Source organism: Blautia sp. Marseille-P2398, assembly GCF_964240315.1.
Lineage (GTDB): Bacteria > Bacillota > Clostridia > Lachnospirales > Lachnospiraceae > Blautia_A > Blautia_A wexlerae.
Window position 1 is genome coordinate 17,874 of record NZ_CAXSTD010000011.1, and the last position, 19,530, is coordinate 37,403.

Consider the following 19,530-nt stretch of genomic DNA (forward strand, 5'->3'; position numbering starts at 1 on the left):
GCAACGACACATCCCTGTTGCCAGACAAAACAAACTACTGCAGTGCGGCACGCTTTACCTGGGTCAGTGCCTTCGACACCGCAGGTACTGAAATGATGATTACTGTGATAATGCCCTCTGCCAGCAGATAGCTGTAATTGTATAAGATCGGATATACGGCTGTCAGAGATTTCGGGAAATTGTCCGGCATATAGCTCATCCAATAAAGATAACCGCCCAGAGAATGAAAAGCTCCTCTGGCAATTACAGCTATTATGTATCCTTTCAGAAGTCCATGACTCTGTTTTGCAAATAATCCTGCCAGTCCAAGTGCCGCAAATGCAAGTATGTAATCACAGCACACCTGAAAAAATGAAAGTATATAAGGCTCCTGGATAAACTGCAGGATTCCGTAAGCAAACCCGGCCATAATACCTGTTCCGACCCCATACCAGTTTGCAATCAGAACAATAAAAAGCATACTGCAAAGAGTGACGCTTCCTCCCCACGGCAGTTTGAAGATTTTCAGATAAGACGTAATAAAAGCAAGTGCAATAGCTACGGCACAGAATACCAGTTGTCTTGTGGTAAGCTTTTTCTTGTCTGAATTCTTCCCTGCAAAATAAATCGCCAGGAAAAACAAAATGATTCCGGCAATAACTGTAATCACATATCCGGCAGTTGTAAGTCCGCCATCAGCAGTTACCATAAAACCAAACATAAAATGACCTCCCTCTTGTTATTGATTTTTGTTTAATTGATTTTATCTGTTGTTCAGATACTAATTTATTATAAGGATTTTATCATTCTTCGTCAATTATTCGTCGCTTACGTTTTCAATTTATTCGCTATCCTTTACAGCCTTATTTTAAACTTTTTACACAACAGAAAAACCCCGGAAACCTTGCGGTTCCGGGGTATCTTACGTTTGGACACAATGTACCTTGCGGTACTCAATATATATAATTAAGATGTTATGCTAAAATTATTCGATAACTGTAGCAACACGTCCTGATCCAACAGTACGTCCACCTTCACGTTTGTGAGGTTCTTAAAATTCCATTATTTTCTGTGATTTCCGTGTCCATATTTTCTTGTGTTGTGGATTTTCCAGGCTATATTTCTATTCTCTGCATTTTTTAGTATCAAAATGGTATCACAGCGACTTCATTTCTCACTATAATATCTCTTATCTATTTGGTAAGTATCAATGCTCCTAAGAAAACAGCAATACTTAAAATAAAATCCTTTTTCACCAGAAAATTTTTATATTTCACTTCTAGCCAGAGATTCAGGACTGTCGCACATATAAGTATTGCACACCCTAACAGTATTTGCGCTATACTGCTGTTTACAACAAAAGCCATTATAATTCCTTCGCCACAAACAATTGTAATTGGTATCACCATAAACTGTTTCACAATTCGATTTTCCGATATAGGAATAAATAGACCATCTGTGGCTTTTTCAAGAATACTATCCAACTGTTGAACCATACTCCGTAAAGTCAATCGAAAAACGGCAAATATACTGCCTAACAACAACATATAACGTATTTCTTCTTGCTGTAAAAATGGCAGCGTCCAATAAAAAGGCATTTTATAAATTCCTAGACATATCGTAAACAAAATCATTCCCATTATTATCCAATTTCTGCCTAATCTATAAATAGATATTTGAGCTTTCCATATCAATGGAAAGTAGTATAAAAAATTGGATACTTTATTTTTTCTCTGTAAATATCTCACCATTTTTTCTTTTGCATATTGATCTAACAATACAGTATTATTAAAATTTTGAGCAATACGTACTTTTTCCAAAAATTGCATCTCATCTTCATACTTTAAAGCATTTATTTCCAGAACACCAAAATCATAAACTAGCATATACATCCATATTCCTATATCTATAATAATACACATAAAAAAATATTTAAGCGATATTACCAAGATTATACTAAATAACATCCATATTCCAATATCTCTTCTTTGATTTGCATGATATATTTTCCATCTCATTAAATTAGTTGTATTTAATAACAAAAATATTATGAGTAATATAAATAGAAAATTTCTATTCAAATGGATTCCATTAATACAAGCTGAAAGAATGATTGAAAATATAATGTCCTTTAAGGTTAACCCTATATATTTTATTGATATCATTTGTCTTATCCTTTTCTCTTGAATGAAAAACAATGATGCCGGTTTTATTATAATTGCCGGTTTAACATTAATAAAACAAACGCCAAACGAGTATAATATCAAAAATCCAAATACCAGATAACATATTCGAAGATTACATGCATTTATTTTCCGAATTATTGGAAAAAAATTAATCACAATTTGATATCCAACAACAGCTGCCGCAACTACCAAAGACAATATAGGTATCAGCATATTTTCTATTAATCTTTTAGTTTCTCTAATCTTATTCACACATAACAGTTTTCTGTACTCCTGCATAATGCTCTCCCTCACCAATTAAGGACATATATATTTGTTCCAACGAAGTTTCCTTATTCATCTGCTGCTTTTGTAATATTTCTGTCTTTGTTCCTTGTTCGACTATTCTTCCATCATATAAAAAAATATATCTGTCACAAAAATCTTCAGCCAAACTTAGTAAATGTGTAGATATGAGTATCGTTTTATCTTGTTTCTTCAAATTTTTTAAAGTATTTTTGAATTTATATGTTTGTGCTGGATCCAACCCATTAAACGGTTCATCTGCCAGCAGCACATCGTATTGCCGCAACAATGCAAGTGCAATCATAAGTTTCTGCAACGTTCCTTTTGAAAGCGCTGATGGAATTTTGTTAAGGTGCTGATTAAGATTAAATTCTCGAATTAATGAATCAACTGTCACTGAGTTCTCAGGGTACAGTGCTTTAATAAACTGAAGATGCTCCCAAACAGTCAATTCTTCATAGTACACTGGAATATCTGGAATGAACGTCACAGGATTATTCTCTCTTTTAATAGAAAATATATCATTATCACCAATAATAATTTTACCATTATTAGGTTTCATTTTTTTTATCATGAGTTTTAGCATTGTTGATTTTCCTGCGCCATTAGGACCAATTAAGCCTGTTATCTCTCCCTTATTCATTCCAAAATTAATATCATGTAATATTGGCTTCTTATCATAAGCAAAATTTACATTTTCTACATTTACATACATATCTCTCGCCTCCCTGTTTTTCTTATATATACACCTTAGAGGAAGTTTAAGGTCAAGAAAAAAAGAGAACATTTTCTATTTGTCCTCTTTTTCTCAAAAATATCTTCGCATTCTTATTTTGTTTCATTACACACTATAATCCGTAATATTGAAACAACCAAAATCAAACCCAAAACAAAAGTTATTACTTTAAACGGAGCACTCATATATGTATTACATAATTCCAAATATAATTGCACGCACATAATGACAGCAATTACTCCCCCTACAATACAAACAATTAATTTAGAAATATCGAAAATTTTTTGTATCCTGTCCTGCCGTTTTATTCTCTCCAATTGGTAAATATATTCCTCTTTTCCTGATATCATTTTATCTAACATCTCTTCTGATAAATCAGTCACACTCATATCCATTTTTATCAACTCTTCGCATAAAAAATAATTCTGCCTAAGTCTATTTTCTTCTTCTTTAATTTTAAGCAAATGTGTATTTAAAACACTGGTTAATGCTTCCTTTTCATATAAAATTTTTCTAATATCTGAAACCGGAATATCTAACATCCTTAACATTTTTATACGATTTAACAAAAGAATATCTTCCTCTGTATATTCACGATATCCATTTACAGGATTTCTTTTCGGAATTAATAAATTTTCTTTCTCATAAAATCTGATATTATAACTTGTAATTCCAGTTCGTTTTTCAACATCTTTTATCTTCATTATAGCCTCTTTTATGTTTCGTATTTTTTTATTGCATACAATGTCCCTAACTGCTATAATTTACATCATGGGTGCTATCATAACGGTAGGCGGTTAGTCCTTCAGCAGAGGGACTGTGACCCTCTGATTACATAGAAACTCGAAAGAGAATCCACTGGAAAGGAGGGCTAAGCCATGAGTATTGTTGATTTTATAGCAGTAGTGAGCTTCGGCTTAACCTGCTTTGGTCTTGGATATACCTTTGGCAAGGATAATAATAAACCACAAAAATAGCCGCCCTGGTCTGGTAAACTAAGCGGCAATTTTTGTCAAAACATATATCGGACTAACCGTCTATCGGTAGCACTCTTTTTCTATAATCATATTAGCACGCATGTGTGAAAATGTCAAAAATTTTCTTCATTCTTGGTTATTAATCTCCTTGATCAACTGTACTGCCTTCTCTGCATCATCGGTTTTCACAAATATATCCACACCATATATTCCAAATCCTGGTGCCCCATGCATTGCAACATTCGCACCTGCTTCCTGAGAAAAAGCTACTATTCCATTTTGCTTTAACATTTCTACAAGTTGTTCTGTCTCTACTATATTCTGTGCATTATAAATTTTTGTCCATTCTGCCTTAGATAGAGAAGTTTCCTTTTTCTCCTGAACATTTGACGAATTCTGGTTTCTTTTTCGATTAATAAATGCCAAGAGCCTAAGAATAATAAATGCCACAATAATAATACCAATCAGAAATCCCAATGCTAATCGTGTTACCTGTGTTTCTGTAGCTCCCATTCTAAATAAACATATGCCATAGATGACTGTAAAAATTCCTGCACATATCACACTGGTGAGAAAATCTCGCCATATAGTAGCACTTTTTGGCAAACATTTATCCCATATTCCATTATACACCATAATAGAGGCGTACAGGATTCCTCCTACCAAAGCAGTTGCTGTCTCTCCTAAAACCAAGCGAATATCCACAGTTAATAACATCTGAATAATAATCGCTAACACACTAATCACAAACATTGATGCAAATGCAAGATTTCCAGCCTTTAATGCTTTTTGTTTCACCCATCCTTCATACACCGCAACTTTGTCCAGTGTTTCTTTCATCTCTTTATTCATAGTCTGGCTCCTTTCTCCATCCAGGAGCTCTCTCATCTCAACATCGTAATATTCAGCAAGTTGAACAAGTATACTGAGATCTGGCATATTTATTCCTGTTTCCCATCTGGAAACTGTTCTTGCAGATACCTCAAACTTCTCGGCAAGCTGCTCTTGCGTAAGATTCTTTTCTTTACGACATTGCTTTAAAAAAGCTCCAATCTTTTTTGTATCCATGTCTCTACCTCTCTTCCACTTACAGCTTACCAATATATACCAAAATTACCACGACATAAAACGAGAATCCGCTAATTTTCAACTAGACATCGTATGTCTAAAACAAATCAACGGTATTTTCACCTCGAAAACATTCTATTCCTCTATAAATTAACTTTCTCTTTTATGTCTGTCTATAAGCAACTGAATAAACATAACAAACCATATCGCCCATGCAATTAAACAACCGATTTCCGGATACCAAATGCCTATAATCATTCCTGCAATAAAAGGAATTGACATAAATATCATTCTTTTCCCATACACCTTACACATAGCATTTTCATCATATTTCTTTCGTTCTTCTGCTGATTTCATATTATAACCAGACAAGAATTTAGATGCTTGTCCCTTTGACCTATAAAACCATATTCCAAATAAAAACATAATCACTGCCATTGCAAAGTTAAAAACAATATAGAACATATAATGCTTCCTTTCAGTCGATTCCACAAACTTGAAGTTATTGATCTTCTGAATCCAATCCAAGTTCTTTCAACTCTTTTTCGTTTTGGATATCTTCATCAGTTTTCTTTCCAGTGATAGCACTGTAGGCTTCTTTGATGCCATTCTTCACTGCCCATTTGATAACGAAATACAGTGCAATCAAAATAACAATTGCGGTTCCACCGCTTATACCTAATTCATTCCACATAATTCAATCCTCCAACTTCCGATTTTCATTTCCGCCAATTGGAAATTAGCTATTTTTTCATTCCTTACTTTGTAAAATGTTTATGCAACAAAAATTCTGTCGGAATAATTGTAAGCACCATAATTCCTAATTGTAAAAACACCAAATAAACAGAAATCATTTCAAAGTTTGTATCATCTTTCGTTAAAATCAAAATAAAAATCGATAGTATCACCAGGATGATTCCTAAAACAAAGTTTATCCAGCCCCAACACCTGTGTGCATATCTCCATGTTTCATCATTCATCCTTGACATAGTAGTTCGATATCCCGAACTCCCCTGCCAATCTTTAGGAGGCTTATCTTTCCACGTATATCCCAATATAATCATAGATAACGGTACTAAAAGTGAACACGCAGATAAAAATATAAACATTACAGAGATCTCCTCTCAACTTCTGATTAATTTGCTCTAAAGACTAAAGTTGTCATCAAATAAACCCTACCCATATTCCAACCGCTATAAGTATCATGCCTAGTATTCTTCCAACAAATCTCGCCTTTTTATTTCCAAATAAAGCAGTTGTTTCTGAAGTAGTAAATGGAAGCAAAACAACAGTGACCCCCATTACTATAATTCCACTTCCAATCATGCAATTGCGGCTTGACACAACACCATAAAACATAGCTAAAAACCCTAAAATAATGCCCGAAATGAAATACTTAATTTTATGTCTATCTTTTTCAATTATCTTTCTATAGCTGTTTTCGCACTCACTGCTACAAAATTCCAAATTACTATCTAATTCTTTGCCACAATATCTACATTTTTTCATAGTAACTTCCTCGATAATTTTCAAAATTTTATCCAAAAGCTCTCGATTTGTCTTTACTTTATTCTACCATAGTTCATTTTAAAATACTATTCCAATACACACAAAACAGAAAAAAGCGATCCTTTTCGACCGCCTATTTCCACCTACATATATATCGTATTTTTCACTACAATTTCTTCTGCACTGGATTTTATATTAATCATTAATCTAACCCACTTCATCTGATCCTGTGCCTTTAATTCTTCCGTCGCACCCTGTTTTTTCACCATCTGTTCCATAAGTATTTCCACCTGCTTTCTGGCTTCCTGATCAATCTGATTCAGGTGTTCCGTCAGCTTTCCAGTCAATAGCAAGTATTGATATTTTGCTGATCTGTGTTCCTTCAGGAACTGTTTTCACAACATTCCATATTTTCCATATATCGGTTCTTCTTCATTCAACAGCAAAGATTTCATCAAATATCCATATTTTAATATAGAATTATTTTTCATAATTTTTATGTTTCCAGGCAACAGAAAAACCCCGGAAACCTTACGGTTCCGGGGTATCTTACGTTTGGACACAATGTACCTTACGGTACTCAATATATATAATTTAAGATGTTATGCTAAAATTATTCGATAACTGTAGCAACACGTCCTGATCCAACAGTACGTCCACCTTCACGGATAGCGAAAGTAAGACCCTGAGCCATAGCGATTGGGTGGATCAGTTCGATTGTCATTTCGATGTTATCTCCAGGCATGCACATTTCTGTTCCTTCTGGAAGGTTGCAAACACCTGTTACGTCTGTTGTTCTGAAGTAGAACTGTGGACGATAGTTGTTGAAGAATGGAGTATGACGTCCACCTTCATCTTTTGTCAGAACGTAAACCTGAGCTGTGAATTTTGTATGGCATGTAAGTGTTCCTGGTTTAGCAAGAACCTGTCCACGCTCGATTTCGTTTCTCTGAACACCACGAAGAAGTGCACCGATGTTATCACCAGCCTGAGCTTCATCAAGGAGTTTACGGAACATTTCGATACCAGTTACAACAACTTTACGTGTTTCTTCTTTGATACCAACGATTTCAACTTCGTCAGATACATGAAGTACACCAGCCTCTACTCTACCAGTAGCAACTGTACCACGACCTGTGATAGAGAATACATCCTCTACAGGCATTACGAATGGTTTATCTGTGTCACGCTGTGGGTCTGGAATGTAGCTGTCAACAGCATCCATAAGTTCCATGATCTTGTCTCCCCACTCGCTGCTCGGATCTTCAAGAGCTTTAAGAGCTGATCCACGGATAACCGGGATGTCATCTCCTGGGAAGTCATACTCGCTTAAGAGTTCACGGATTTCCATTTCTACCAGTTCAAGAAGTTCTTCATCATCAACCATATCACATTTGTTCATGAATACAACGATGTAAGGAACACCTACCTGACGGGAAAGAAGGATGTGCTCTTTAGTCTGAGCCATAACACCATCTGTAGCAGCAACAACGAGGATAGCACCATCCATCTGAGCTGCACCTGTGATCATGTTCTTAACGTAGTCAGCATGGCCTGGGCAGTCAACGTGTGCATAGTGTCTATGCTCTGTTTCATACTCAACGTGTGCTGTAGAAATTGTGATACCACGTTCTCTTTCTTCCGGAGCTTTATCGATATTAGCGAAATCTGTAGCTGTGTTACCAGCAACTCTTTCAGACAGAACTTTTGTGATAGCTGCTGTTAAAGTTGTTTTACCATGGTCAACGTGTCCGATGGTACCAATGTTACAATGCGGTTTTGTTCTCTCAAACTTAGCTTTTGCCATTTTAAAACGTCCTCCTTAAAACATTTGGCTCTTATATTATTATAGAGCGCCTTTTTCGGTTTTAAACTTGCTATCCTTGATTATATTGCATAACCGGAATATTTGCAAGCATTTTATACAATTTGATAAGTTTCACACTATAAACAGTGTATTATTATCAATTGTTGTATCATTACAGTCCACACATTACTGAGAACATAGTGAACAGTAACTTTATATCTCCTACACCCTGCCGGCTTTAAACACCGGCAGACTGCAGATGATCAATAATTATCAGTCTTTCTTAGAAAGGATTTTTTCCTGTACAGACTTCGGAACCTGCTCATATTTCTCAAAGAACATAGAGTAGTTACCACGTCCCTGTGTTCTGGAACGAAGGTCTGTAGCATATCCGAACATTTCGGAAAGCGGTACATATCCGCGGATCATCTTACCACCGCCGATATCTTCCATACCCTCGATACGTCCACGACGGGAGTTGATATCACCGATTACATCACCCATGTAATCTTCAGGTGTTGTAACCTCTACCTTCATGATCGGCTCAAGAAGTACAGGAGCTGCTTTCTGCATAGCATCCTTGAATGCAAGAGAACCTGCAATGTGGAATGCCATTTCAGAAGAGTCGACTTCATGGTAAGAACCATCATATACGTTAGCATATACGCCGACTACCGGGAATCCGCCAAGGATACCGGCTTTCATAGCCTCTTCGATACCTTCGCCAACTGCAGGGATGTATTCCTTCGGAATAGCACCACCAACAACTGTGGATTCGAACTTGTACAGTTCTTCTCCGTTGGCATCCATAGGCTGGAATTTAACTTTACAGTGACCATACTGTCCACGACCACCGGACTGTTTTGCATACTTGCTGTCTACATCAACAGGTTTGGTGATTGTTTCTTTGTAAGCAACCTGAGGAGCACCTACGTTAGCCTCTACCTTGAATTCACGAAGGAGACGGTCAACGATGATATCCAGATGAAGCTCACCCATACCAGCGATAATGGTCTGTCCTGTTTCCTGATCTGTATGTGCACGGAATGTCGGGTCTTCTTCTGCAAGTTTTGCAAGAGCTTCACCAAGTTTACCCTGTCCAGCTTTAGTCTTAGGCTCGATAGCCAGCTCGATAACTGGTTCTGGGAATTCCATGGACTCCAGGATTACCGGATGCTGCTCGTCACAGATTGTATCACCAGTTGTTGTGAATTTAAATCCGATTGCTGCAGCGATATCACCGGAATATACTTTATCAAGTTCCATACGTTTGTTAGCATGCATCTGAAGGATACGTCCAACACGTTCTTTCTTGTCCTTAGTAGCGTTAAGTACATAAGAACCGGAATTCATTGTACCGGAGTATACACGGAAATATGCAAGTTTACCAACGAATGGGTCTGTCATGATCTTAAATGCCAGAGCTGAGAATGGTTCTTCATCAGAAGAATGTCTCACTACTTCGTTACCGTCCAGATCAGTTCCCTGGATTGGAGGAATGTCTGTAGGAGCCGGCATATACTCAAGGATAGCATCAAGAAGCTTCTGAACACCTTTGTTTCTGTAAGCAGAACCACAGCAAACCGGAACAGCTGTACATTCGCATGTCGCTTTTCTTAATGTTGCTTTCAGTCTCTCAACAGTTGGTTCTTCACCTTCAAGATATTCCATCATTAAGTCGTCATCAAGCTCACAGATTTTCTCAATGAGCTCTGTATGATAAAGCTCTGCATCTTCCTTCATATCTTCCGGAATGTCAACGATGGAGATGTCATCACCTTTTTCATCGTTGTAGATGTAAGCTTTCATTTCGAATAAGTCAATGATTCCTTTGAAATCATCTTCTTTTCCGATTGGCAGCTGTAAGCAGATTGCGTTTTTACCAAGACGAGTCTTAATCTGCTCTACTGCACCGTAGAAGTTTGCACCAAGGATATCCATCTTGTTGATGAATGCCATACGTGGTACATTGTAAGTGTCGGCCTGACGCCATACGTTTTCAGACTGCGGTTCAACACCACCCTTAGCACAGAAAACGCCGACAGCACCGTCAAGTACACGAAGAGAACGCTCAACTTCTACTGTGAAGTCAACGTGACCTGGGGTATCAATGATGTTGATACGATGTTCCAGAGCACCTGGCTTCGGTTTGCAGTTCTCTTCCAGAGTCCAGTGACATGTTGTAGCCGCTGAAGTGATTGTGATACCTCTCTCCTGCTCCTGTTCCATCCAGTCCATGGTAGCAGTACCTTCATGAGTATCACCAATCTTATAGTTGACACCTGTATAATACAGGATACGTTCTGTAAGAGTTGTTTTACCCGCATCGATATGAGCCATAATACCAATATTTCTGGTACGCTCTAATGGATATTCTCTTCCCTCTTTAGCCAATGGATTTTCCTCCTATATTAGAAGCGATAGTGAGCAAATGCTTTATTTGCCTCAGCCATCTTGTGCATGTCTTCTTTTCTCTTAACGGATGCACCTGTGTTGTTCATTGCATCTAAAAGCTCATTTGCAAGTCTTTCTTCCATTGTTTTCTCGCCTCTTTTACGAGAGAACATTGTTAACCAGCGAAGAGCCAGTGCCTGACGTCTGTCTGCTCTTACCTCGATCGGAACCTGATAAGTAGCACCACCGATACGTCTAGCTTTTACTTCAAGAAGTGGCATGATGTTGTTCATAGCCTCTTCGAAAACTTCAAGTGCTGGTTTACCAGCTTTTTCTTCGATTCTGGCGAATGCACCGTAAACAATTTTCTGTGCTACACCTTTCTTACCGTCTAACATGATGTTATTGATAAGTTTGGTAACCACTTTATTGTTGTACATTGGATCTGCCAGAACGTCTCTTTTCTGAGTATGTCCTTTACGTGGCACGTTACTTCCCTCCTTAATCATTGTGATTAAATCATCGGTACTCACGCAGATAACTATTGCATGTTCGCACTGGTAAGGTCCTATATTTAACCCGCAACCGGCAGGGTATATGGAATACCGTACAAATTCATAGTTCTAGTCTTCCGTGAATTTTCGATTGATTAATTCCTGCTGTCCCAAACAATAGGATCAGCTCTTAAAATTCTTATGAAACCTTTTTAGAATTATTTCTTTTTCGGTCTCTTAGCGCCGTATTTAGAACGGGCCTGTTTTCTGTTAGCAACACCTGCAGTATCAAGAGTACCTCTGATGATGTGGTATCTTGTACCAGGTAAGTCCTTAACCCTTCCACCACGGATAAGAACAACGCTATGCTCCTGAAGGTTGTGACCTTCTCCTGGGATGTAGCTTGTTACTTCGATTCCGTTGGAAAGACGAACTCTGGCGATTTTTCTAAGAGCTGAGTTAGGCTTCTTAGGAGTTGCAGTCTTAACTGCTGTACAAACGCCACGTTTCTGTGGTGCAGACTGTTCAACTGCTTTCTTTCTTAAAGAGTTGAATGTTTTCTGGAGAGCCGGAGCTGTAGATTTCTTTACAGATGTCTGGCGTCCTTTTCTTACTAACTGGTTGAATGTTGGCATTCCATTTCACCTCCCGATTTATTTCTCCATAGATTTTTCTATGGGGCCTTGCGGTTGCTATTCGTGTAATTACGCACAAAAAAATTAAACGTTCCTTTTGCACGCTTGCTCATTATATCCCGTAAAACTCACACTGTCAAGGCATTTCTCCTGAATTTTACAGTATTTTTTCATATTTTTATCATAACCAAAAAATCCTTTCCTCATACACTACATCACCATATTAAACTTATCTGACAATATGCTCCCCCTCCAACCACTTTACTGCCACTTCCCCACTGCGAATCCTAGCGCCGGATAATATTTATTTTGTGTGCATTTGCAGGATGCTTAGAGATATTAGTCTGCAGAAATCTGCGTTATGAGCAGACCGTCTCACGTGTTTGAGCGAAGTTTGCAACGTAGCGAGTTTGAGAGGGCTGCTCATGCTTTTAGCAGATTTCTGCAGATTTATAGCAGTCCTAGTAAATAATGCATTTAAGACAGTTCAGCAGAGTGCGAAAGACAAGGAAGATATCTGCAGGCGTGCTAACGCACGGCAAAGATATCTGACGCAGGATTTCACACTCTGATGGGCTGGATTAAGATGCATTATTTACTAGAACTGCTATAATATCTCTTAGCGTCCGAAACCGCACACAAAATAAATATTATCCGGCGCGTCCCCCTACTAACAATTGCATTTCCCCCTCCCTTTTATTATAATAACAACCAAAGCAGGCAAATCAACTTGCAGACACACTATAACATTCTATAAACTCAGGAAAGGACACTATAATATATGAAGAAACCCAGCATGATCAGCATCCTTCTGTTTCTGACAGGACTCCTGTGCATCATAGCCCTGATCTTCTTTAACAGGACCACACTGCACCAGATCCTCACCACTGAAAAAGAAGTCGATACAATCTCCGAACAGATCACTGCAAAACACGACGAAGTCAAACAGGCAGTAAACAAGTACACTACCGCCATAGACACAGTCCAGTCAAATATCAATCGCATGAAACAAAAACAACAGACAGCCACACAGAAGAAAACCAAAGAAAAAGCTGAAATCCCGGAAGAAGCTTCATCAAAGCCTTCTGTATTTAGCCAGAACAGCACCAGTGCCTCTTCTGATTCCAGTGCCGGCGTTTTCTCCTCCGATGCCGAAACAGACGGACATATAATAGGAATCGATCCAGGGCATCAGAGTGAGTCCGTAGATATGAGTGCCCCGGAGCCCAACGGTCCCGGTTCTTCTGAAATGAAAGCAAAATGTACCAGTGGCACTCAGGGAACCTACAGCGGTGTTCCCGAATACCAGCTCAATCTGGAAGTCTCTCTTCAACTAAAAGATGAACTGGAACAGAGAGGCTATCAGGTAGTCATGACACGAACAGACAATGAAACAGCCATCAGCAACATGGAACGCGCACAATATGCTGCTGCACAGGGCGCAGAGATCTATGTCCGCATCCATGCAAACGGCGATGATTCCCATACTGCATCAGGAGCACTGACCATGTCGCCCTCTCAGAATAACCCTTATATCCCACAACTGTTTGAACAGTCTGATCGATTATCCCGATGCATCATCGATTCCTACTGTGCTGCAACAGGTTTTCAGAACCTTGGAATCCAGTACACTGACACGATGACCGGAATTAACTGGAGCACTGTTCCTGTTACAATCCTCGAAATGGGATTTATGACAAGCCAGAATGACGATCTGAAAATGAATGACGCAGAATTCCAGAAAACAATGGTACAGGGAATCGCAAATGGCATTGACAGCTACTTTGCATCATGATGATGTAAGTGTCAAAAAGCATTTTTCCCCTGACTTGATATCTGCGGATTGCTACGCAGCTTCGCAGTTCCCGCAATCCTGATTACAATAATAATTACGAAAGGAAAACCGCAATGAATAAAAAGCCAAATGAAAAACCTATTTTTCTCTATATAGTGATCGGCATACTGACTGTTGCAGTGATTGCACTGGCAGCTGTTTCATTTTTATCACTGAACCATCTCGTCACACTACAGCAAAAAGTACAGACACTCTCCAAAACCGTAGAGGAGATTTCCACTGATGCAAATACCCTTATCAGTCAGGCAGATCAGTTAGATGAATTAAGAGAACAGGAAAGTTCTGTCAAGGCAGCCACCGGAGAAACATCTCCTGCACAGTCAGAATCCGCTGAACCCTCTTCAGAATCCGAACAGCAGAACGGAACACTTTCCCCTTCCTCCAACAACACATTTACCGACAACACTGATTCCAGCATGGACAATCTCCTGAAACAGGTACAGTCCCTGCTGCCGGCTGATAACGGAACCTGGTCCGTCTATGTCTGCAACCTGCCGAAAGATTCTGAAGGCATGATCAACGATACTCCCATGCAGGCAGCAAGCCTGATCAAACTGTATATTATGGGAGCTGTATACGAAAACTACGATACCCTCTCCCAGTCTCACAACGGAGACGAAATTGACAGTAATATTTCAGCCATGATCACTGTCAGTGATAATGATGCTGCCAACACTCTGGTAAACTGGCTTGGAAACGGCGATGACTCTGCAGGCATGGCAAAAGTAAATGGCTTCTGCCAGGAACATGGTTTCACCAGCACCCAGATGAATCGCCTGCTTCTCGCAGGTAAAGAAAACGGCGACAACTATACATCCGTCAAAGACTGTGGAACCTTTTTAAAGCAGATATACCAGACTGTCAACGGAACCCTTCCCGCTTCTACTCTTCCAAACGCAGATGCAATGTATTATCACTTAAAAATGCAGCAGCGTAAAAACAAGATCCCTGCACAACTTCCAGAAGGCGTCGGTACTGCCAATAAAACCGGCGAACTTGACACTGTAGAAAATGATGCAGCGATCATCTATGATACAGCCAAAGGAATTGACCTTGTAGTATGCTTTATGTCACAGGATCTTACTGATACCGGTGCAGCCCAAAGCACCATTGCTGCAGATGCACGTGCTATCTACGGATATTATAATGAATAAACACACTCTTCTGAATCTACAGTCTATCCAGATAATTGTCATAAATCAGACAGATATTCGCAACCTCCGCAGGTGACTTACTTGATTCGGTTAAAAGAAGGAGGCACATCCCTTAACGGGTTGTGCCTCCTTCTGCAAATTCAACAGGAAGAATCGTCAATGTCTCAATCTCTTCCCCTTTTATTTTCTTTAATAAAAGTTCCACAGCCTTTCGTGCCATATCCGGCACCGGCTGTACAATTGTTGATACCATTATGCCTCTTCAGCTTCCCCCTCTTCATAGGACTTCTCCCATATCTCCGAAAATACTGCCAGCGGACAGTCTGTGAGAAGGCACATGAGAAGGAAACATTCGTATGGATTTACTATGTATATCTCTCCCATTCCACATCGAAGCAGAATATCCTGAATCTCATCCAGAAAATGCTTGTATCTGTTAAAAGGATCATCATCCTCCATTTCCTGGGATACGATAAAGAATTCCAGTGTGATCAGGTCAAAGCGCTCCACCGGGAGTTTGTGGCTTAAAATATTTGTAATCCTCTGCCTGCTGAAACGCTTCTGGCTGAAATGCTTTGCCAGAATGGAGGCAGACATTTTCTTCAAATTGCCCATTTTGTTGATGGGGATTCCGCTGCAGATTACTTTTTCCACATCAGAAGGTGTAATTCTTTCTGCTGTCCACACCTTATCCCCACCTTTTTCCTCTTCATCATGCTGATACAGTCCGGCAATAATCTGCTTCGCATGATATAAAAGCTTTGTAAACTCCTGAAATGCCTGACTTTTCTCAGATATGGGATCTACTCTTTTTGATTTCAGTCGGGCAAGATAATCGATCAGTTTCTCCTCCGTATCAAGGCACAGGTTGCTTCCGTATAAAACCTGAGTATTTTCCACTTCCACAGGAGCGAGTATCTCATATTTTTTCTTCAATTCCTCTGCTTTGTGATAACCCTGCTGCGTACTGTAACAATACCAGTAGATCACCTCGTCCGGATTGTGAAAATCAAAATCCTGTTCTTTCAGTACTCTTGTCAGGAAATCCGACACATCCTCTGTGGTCATTTTCAACCCAAACCCCAGAAGAAAAACGGTTTCTCTTTTTACAGATGCCTGATTCAGCCAGTTATTCACCAGTGCCGACAACTTGGTAGAGGTAGGATTCATGGATTTGGGCGTATAGGTTTCCTTAAAGGAATCTACTACAATCTCCTTATACACTTCCTGTGGAACCTCCGAGAAGGGTTCTTCCAGCTCTGCCCTTTCATAAATATATCTCTTCAGATGGTCGCCAAAGGACACCAGTTCCATCTCTTTATATAAATAGTGGAAAATAACATCCGCATCTTCGTCTTCAAAACTGTCCAGGCTTACCACCTGCCGAAATCTCTGTGCCGCCCTTCTGGTAAATTCATACTCCTGTACTTTATCAAACGCAACATTCTGTTCAAAATCCAGATCCTGCATACGGTTCTTCATGCTGCCCCACCTCTCATTTTTTATCTTTCAGATTTTTCATCCATTCTTTCATTCTGCGGACTGTATCCAGCTTCTGTACTTCACAGAGCACGATCGTCACATTATCTCTCCCACCTTTTTGGAGAGCATTTTTAAGAAGATCATTTACGATCTCCGGGATTTCCATATCCTGTGACAGAATCGCCTCTATCTCACTGTCCGAAAGCATATCTGTTACTCCATCTGAACACAGAAGATATCTGTATCCCTCCTTATGCTCGATTTCTGTCACAGAAGGTTCCAGTCTCTGCAGCTCTTCAGGAAGTCCAAGATACTGGGTTAACGGGGCTTTCCCAACTGCCGTACCACCAAAAACATGGTCTGTGGAAATCTGCTGAAGCTTACCGCCATCCATAAAATAAATCCTGCTGTCCCCAAGATTGCAGGCAAACATAGACTCTGGTGTAAAGAGGAGCATCGCCATTGTGCTTCCCATGCTCCAAATATGATGCTCTGTTCCATATCTGCATACTGCCTGATTCATCTTCTCACATACATCGTCTATAAAATCTTCCGGCATATCCCTCAGCATTCTTTTATTCGCATTATAAAATTTTCCAAATTCTTCTGATGCAAGAAAGGCTGCAATCTCGCCGCAGCTTTCTCCTCCCATACCGTCAAATACCGCCATTGCCGGTGCTCTGTTACCCGAAATAATCTTTGAGCAGATACCCTTTGTTCCTTCATTGTTCACCGGAAGGGATTCCCCAAAACACCAGAAATTATCTTCATTATTTGCCCGGATATTTCCTGTATGGCAGGTATATGCACATTCAATCTGATACATTGCCATTATCTGTCTTTGTTCCTTCTCCCTTCAATGCTTTCAATGAATTGTTCCAGTATTTCTCGCCACGTTTCACGAATTCCTCATTATCTTTTTCGTTATCGTGACATTTTCCATTGGAATCGATCCATCTTATCAGTTCGCCGTCGTTATAATAATAATATTCTGAAGTTTCATCATACCAGATATATGCAAAGAATAACTTCTCTCCCCAGTAGAAATATTCTTCATAAACTCCATCTCCGGATTCTGCCGGATAGACCAGAGCTTTCATGCATTCACTCTCAATATCCAGATTTCCATCTGCCTGCTGAGTGGTCTTTACCCTTCTCAGATATCGCAGAACAGTTCCTTCTGTTCCAACCCAGTCGTAACTGTTCAGATTATCTGTGATAGTTGTTGCCTGCTCCTTGATCGTATCCAGAGCTTTGGAGAAATCTTTGGATCCGGATTTTGTGGAGCTGTATTTCTCATCATCCAGAATTGCGATCGGATTATCCTCCTGTCCTTCCTGAGCATGATCTGTACTTACTCTGTAATAGACGGCGGCCATCATAAGTATCGCTGTACCTGCCACAATTGCAAGCAATGCCCTGCGCAGCAGCTGTTTCTTCCTGCGTCTTCGCTTTCTGGCTTCCACAGCACGCGCAGATCTTATCGCAACTGTTTCTGATGGCGTTTCCTGTGGCTGTATTTTCTGTTCTGCTACAACTGACATTGTTTCTTTATCTGTAAAGCTGCTCTCAGAAACATTGTTTACAGCACGTTTTCTTTTTGCAGCATTCTGAAAATCTGATGTTTTTTTATTTCCCCGGGTATTCTGTACTGACGTATTCTGCACTGTACTTTTTCGTACATTTTCGGCATCTGATATAACATTCTGTGTTGCTCTGCCGTTCTGTGCAATTGCACTATATGATTCTGTTTTATCCGTTCCTGCTTTCTGAACACCGTTTTGTAACTGCCGGATTCTGCCAGATCTTCCATTTTTCAGATCATCCAGCGCACTATAAAGCTCCTCCGGTGTCTGATATCTCTGTGCAGGATCATAAGCACAGGCCTTCATGATAATACGGACAAACTGTGTTCCTGCATCCACAGGTGCACTCATCTGCTCTCCTGCAACACGCTTATTTAATGCATTTTCCTTATCCCTGTAAGTGATAAACTGTTTTTCCAGACTCATAAATGGCAGTCTGTTATGATTCATCAGCCTGTACAGCACAATCCCAAGAGAATAAATATCTACCCTGCTGTCATATTTCTCACCTTTATACATCTCAGGCGCCATATAAGAGTAAGTACCTTTCTTGGAAAATCCGCTCATGGTTCGCTCAAGTTCACGTGCAATTCCGAAATCTCCAAGCTTAAAATCGCCAAATCTGGATACAAAAATATTCTCCGGCTTGATATCCCTGTGAATGATCTTAAGTTTCCGGCAATATTCCAGTGCCTTACTCAAATCCATTCCCAGCTTTATTACCTCTTTCTCAGTAAGCTGCTTTTCCGCACAGTAATCCATAAAACTTGTCAGATATTCCATCCTTATGGAAATCTCCCATCCAATGACATCCAGATATTCCATAACCTTAAAATCTTCTACAGAGACAATGTAAGAGTTTCCTCGAAAGTATTCCATGGTACTGATTTCCTGAATACATTCCTCAACCAGATTCTGAAAATACTGTCTTGTGGACTGCTCATCCCCTGTTTCAGAACGTACGCTGTTCAACTCGCTCTGGCTTCCGGGTATATTGATGATCTTGATAGCAGAATAGAAAGATTTTCCACGTTCTGTTCTCTGTGCCTTATACACCTTTCCAAAAGAGCCTTCGCCGATTTTCTCTATGATTTTCCATTCCGGCCATGCTGAAACCGGAAGTTCTTTATCCATATTGCACCTCCATTTCTGTTCAATTTCTATTTCCTTCCCTGTCCCGGTCAATGCTTTTTACAAGCTGTTACCGAAAACAAAAATGTATATTTATCATAACTGTAAAAATACTTCACAGTTCATTACCTGCTCATAATGTACTGGTATTATAACACAAAAAGCAGTTTCTTTGTATTTTTCTCTTTTTTCGGCAATGGAATGTTCCGGAAAATAAAAGAGAACTACCTCGCCGGCAAAATCTGTCGGCAC

19 protein-coding genes and 1 pseudogene are annotated in these 19,530 nt (G+C 39.5%); 2 read left to right on the top strand and 18 right to left on the bottom strand.

Annotation, left to right across the window (positions count from 1 at the left end; all coding sequences use genetic code 11):
• Nucleotides 1-34: 34 nt before the first annotated feature.
• From ACESZG_RS13040 to rpsL, 14 genes and pseudogenes are all read right to left on the bottom strand, one after another.
• Nucleotides 35-700 (bottom strand): energy-coupled thiamine transporter ThiT, encoded by a 666-nt coding sequence (locus ACESZG_RS13040; protein WP_025580146.1) that lies wholly within the window; start codon nucleotides 698-700, stop codon nucleotides 35-37.
• A 472-nt stretch (nucleotides 701-1,172) separates the two neighbouring features.
• Complete coding sequence (locus tag ACESZG_RS13045; protein ID WP_271728168.1) at nucleotides 1,173-2,444, bottom strand: hypothetical protein; 1,272 nt, start codon at nucleotides 2,442-2,444, stop codon at nucleotides 1,173-1,175.
• Complete coding sequence (locus ACESZG_RS13050; protein WP_025580143.1) at nucleotides 2,410-3,165, bottom strand: ABC transporter ATP-binding protein; 756 nt, start codon at nucleotides 3,163-3,165, stop codon at nucleotides 2,410-2,412. The genes ACESZG_RS13045 and ACESZG_RS13050 overlap by 35 nt, the downstream gene beginning before the upstream one ends.
• A 113-nt stretch (nucleotides 3,166-3,278) precedes the next feature.
• A complete protein-coding gene (locus ACESZG_RS13055; RefSeq protein WP_025580142.1) occupies nucleotides 3,279-3,890 on the bottom strand; it encodes a MerR family transcriptional regulator in 612 nt (203 codons plus the stop codon).
• Nucleotides 3,891-4,289: 399 nt separating this feature from the next.
• Entirely contained in the window at nucleotides 4,290-5,231 is a 942-nt protein-coding gene (locus ACESZG_RS13060; protein ID WP_025580140.1) for a helix-turn-helix domain-containing protein, read from the bottom strand.
• A gap of 150 nt (nucleotides 5,232-5,381) precedes the next feature.
• Nucleotides 5,382-5,696 carry a DUF3784 domain-containing protein gene (locus tag ACESZG_RS13065; protein WP_118585931.1) on the bottom strand — a complete coding sequence of 105 codons (315 nt, stop codon included), beginning with the start codon at nucleotides 5,694-5,696 and terminating at the stop codon, nucleotides 5,382-5,384.
• A gap of 37 nt (nucleotides 5,697-5,733) precedes the next feature.
• The gene (locus tag ACESZG_RS13070; RefSeq protein WP_008705135.1) at nucleotides 5,734-5,925 is read right to left on the bottom strand and encodes a DUF6019 family protein; all 192 of its coding nucleotides are present in this window, start codon (nucleotides 5,923-5,925) and stop codon (nucleotides 5,734-5,736) included.
• Between the two features lie 64 nt (nucleotides 5,926-5,989).
• On the bottom strand, nucleotides 5,990-6,340 hold the full coding sequence (locus ACESZG_RS13075; protein WP_373218494.1) for an SdpI family protein: 351 nt from the start codon (nucleotides 6,338-6,340) through the stop codon (nucleotides 5,990-5,992).
• A 55-nt stretch (nucleotides 6,341-6,395) separates the two neighbouring features.
• The gene (locus ACESZG_RS13080) at nucleotides 6,396-6,740 is read right to left on the bottom strand and encodes a DUF2116 family Zn-ribbon domain-containing protein (protein ID WP_025580137.1); all 345 of its coding nucleotides are present in this window, start codon (nucleotides 6,738-6,740) and stop codon (nucleotides 6,396-6,398) included.
• 143 nt (nucleotides 6,741-6,883) lie between these two features.
• Nucleotides 6,884-7,231, bottom strand: a pseudogene (locus ACESZG_RS13085) (TnpV protein).
• A gap of 122 nt (nucleotides 7,232-7,353) precedes the next feature.
• A complete protein-coding gene (gene tuf / locus ACESZG_RS13090; RefSeq protein ID WP_019163091.1) occupies nucleotides 7,354-8,547 on the bottom strand; it encodes an elongation factor Tu in 1,194 nt (397 codons plus the stop codon).
• 273 nt (nucleotides 8,548-8,820) lie between these two features.
• Nucleotides 8,821-10,941, bottom strand: a complete 2,121-nt coding sequence (fusA, locus tag ACESZG_RS13095) for an elongation factor G (protein WP_082419248.1) — start codon at nucleotides 10,939-10,941, stop codon at nucleotides 8,821-8,823.
• 17 nt (nucleotides 10,942-10,958) lie between these two features.
• Nucleotides 10,959-11,429, bottom strand: a complete 471-nt coding sequence (rpsG, locus tag ACESZG_RS13100) for a 30S ribosomal protein S7 (RefSeq protein WP_020993199.1) — start codon at nucleotides 11,427-11,429, stop codon at nucleotides 10,959-10,961.
• A 224-nt stretch (nucleotides 11,430-11,653) separates the two neighbouring features.
• A complete protein-coding gene (rpsL, locus tag ACESZG_RS13105; RefSeq protein ID WP_008705161.1) occupies nucleotides 11,654-12,070 on the bottom strand; it encodes a 30S ribosomal protein S12 in 417 nt (138 codons plus the stop codon).
• A 781-nt stretch (nucleotides 12,071-12,851) separates the two neighbouring features.
• Here rpsL and ACESZG_RS13110 point away from each other — a divergent pair.
• Together ACESZG_RS13110 and ACESZG_RS13115 are read left to right on the top strand one after the other, a co-directional pair.
• Entirely contained in the window at nucleotides 12,852-13,865 is a 1,014-nt protein-coding gene (locus ACESZG_RS13110; RefSeq protein ID WP_329286486.1) for an N-acetylmuramoyl-L-alanine amidase, read from the top strand.
• A gap of 113 nt (nucleotides 13,866-13,978) precedes the next feature.
• Nucleotides 13,979-15,079, top strand: coding sequence for a serine hydrolase (locus ACESZG_RS13115; RefSeq protein WP_118330531.1), 1,101 nt, complete (start codon nucleotides 13,979-13,981; stop codon nucleotides 15,077-15,079).
• Between the two features lie 112 nt (nucleotides 15,080-15,191).
• Here ACESZG_RS13115 and ACESZG_RS13120 read toward each other — a convergent pair whose 3' ends face one another.
• Genes ACESZG_RS13120 through ACESZG_RS13135 form a run of 4 tightly spaced genes read right to left on the bottom strand, consistent with a single transcriptional unit; the run spans nucleotide 15,192 to nucleotide 19,281 of the window.
• Nucleotides 15,192-15,332: a hypothetical protein gene (locus ACESZG_RS13120; protein ID WP_154108133.1), complete on the bottom strand. Its 141-nt coding sequence runs from the start codon at nucleotides 15,330-15,332 to the stop codon at nucleotides 15,192-15,194.
• The gene (locus tag ACESZG_RS13125) at nucleotides 15,332-16,561 is read right to left on the bottom strand and encodes a hypothetical protein (protein WP_055058314.1); all 1,230 of its coding nucleotides are present in this window, start codon (nucleotides 16,559-16,561) and stop codon (nucleotides 15,332-15,334) included. Before ACESZG_RS13125 ends, ACESZG_RS13120 begins: the two co-directional genes overlap by 1 nt.
• Before the next feature lie 13 nt (nucleotides 16,562-16,574).
• Nucleotides 16,575-17,393: a PP2C family serine/threonine-protein phosphatase gene (locus ACESZG_RS13130; protein WP_118585943.1), complete on the bottom strand. Its 819-nt coding sequence runs from the start codon at nucleotides 17,391-17,393 to the stop codon at nucleotides 16,575-16,577.
• Complete coding sequence (locus tag ACESZG_RS13135; protein ID WP_227296023.1) at nucleotides 17,374-19,281, bottom strand: serine/threonine-protein kinase; 1,908 nt, start codon at nucleotides 19,279-19,281, stop codon at nucleotides 17,374-17,376. The genes ACESZG_RS13130 and ACESZG_RS13135 overlap by 20 nt, the downstream gene beginning before the upstream one ends.
• Between the last annotated feature and the right edge of the window lie 249 nt (nucleotides 19,282-19,530).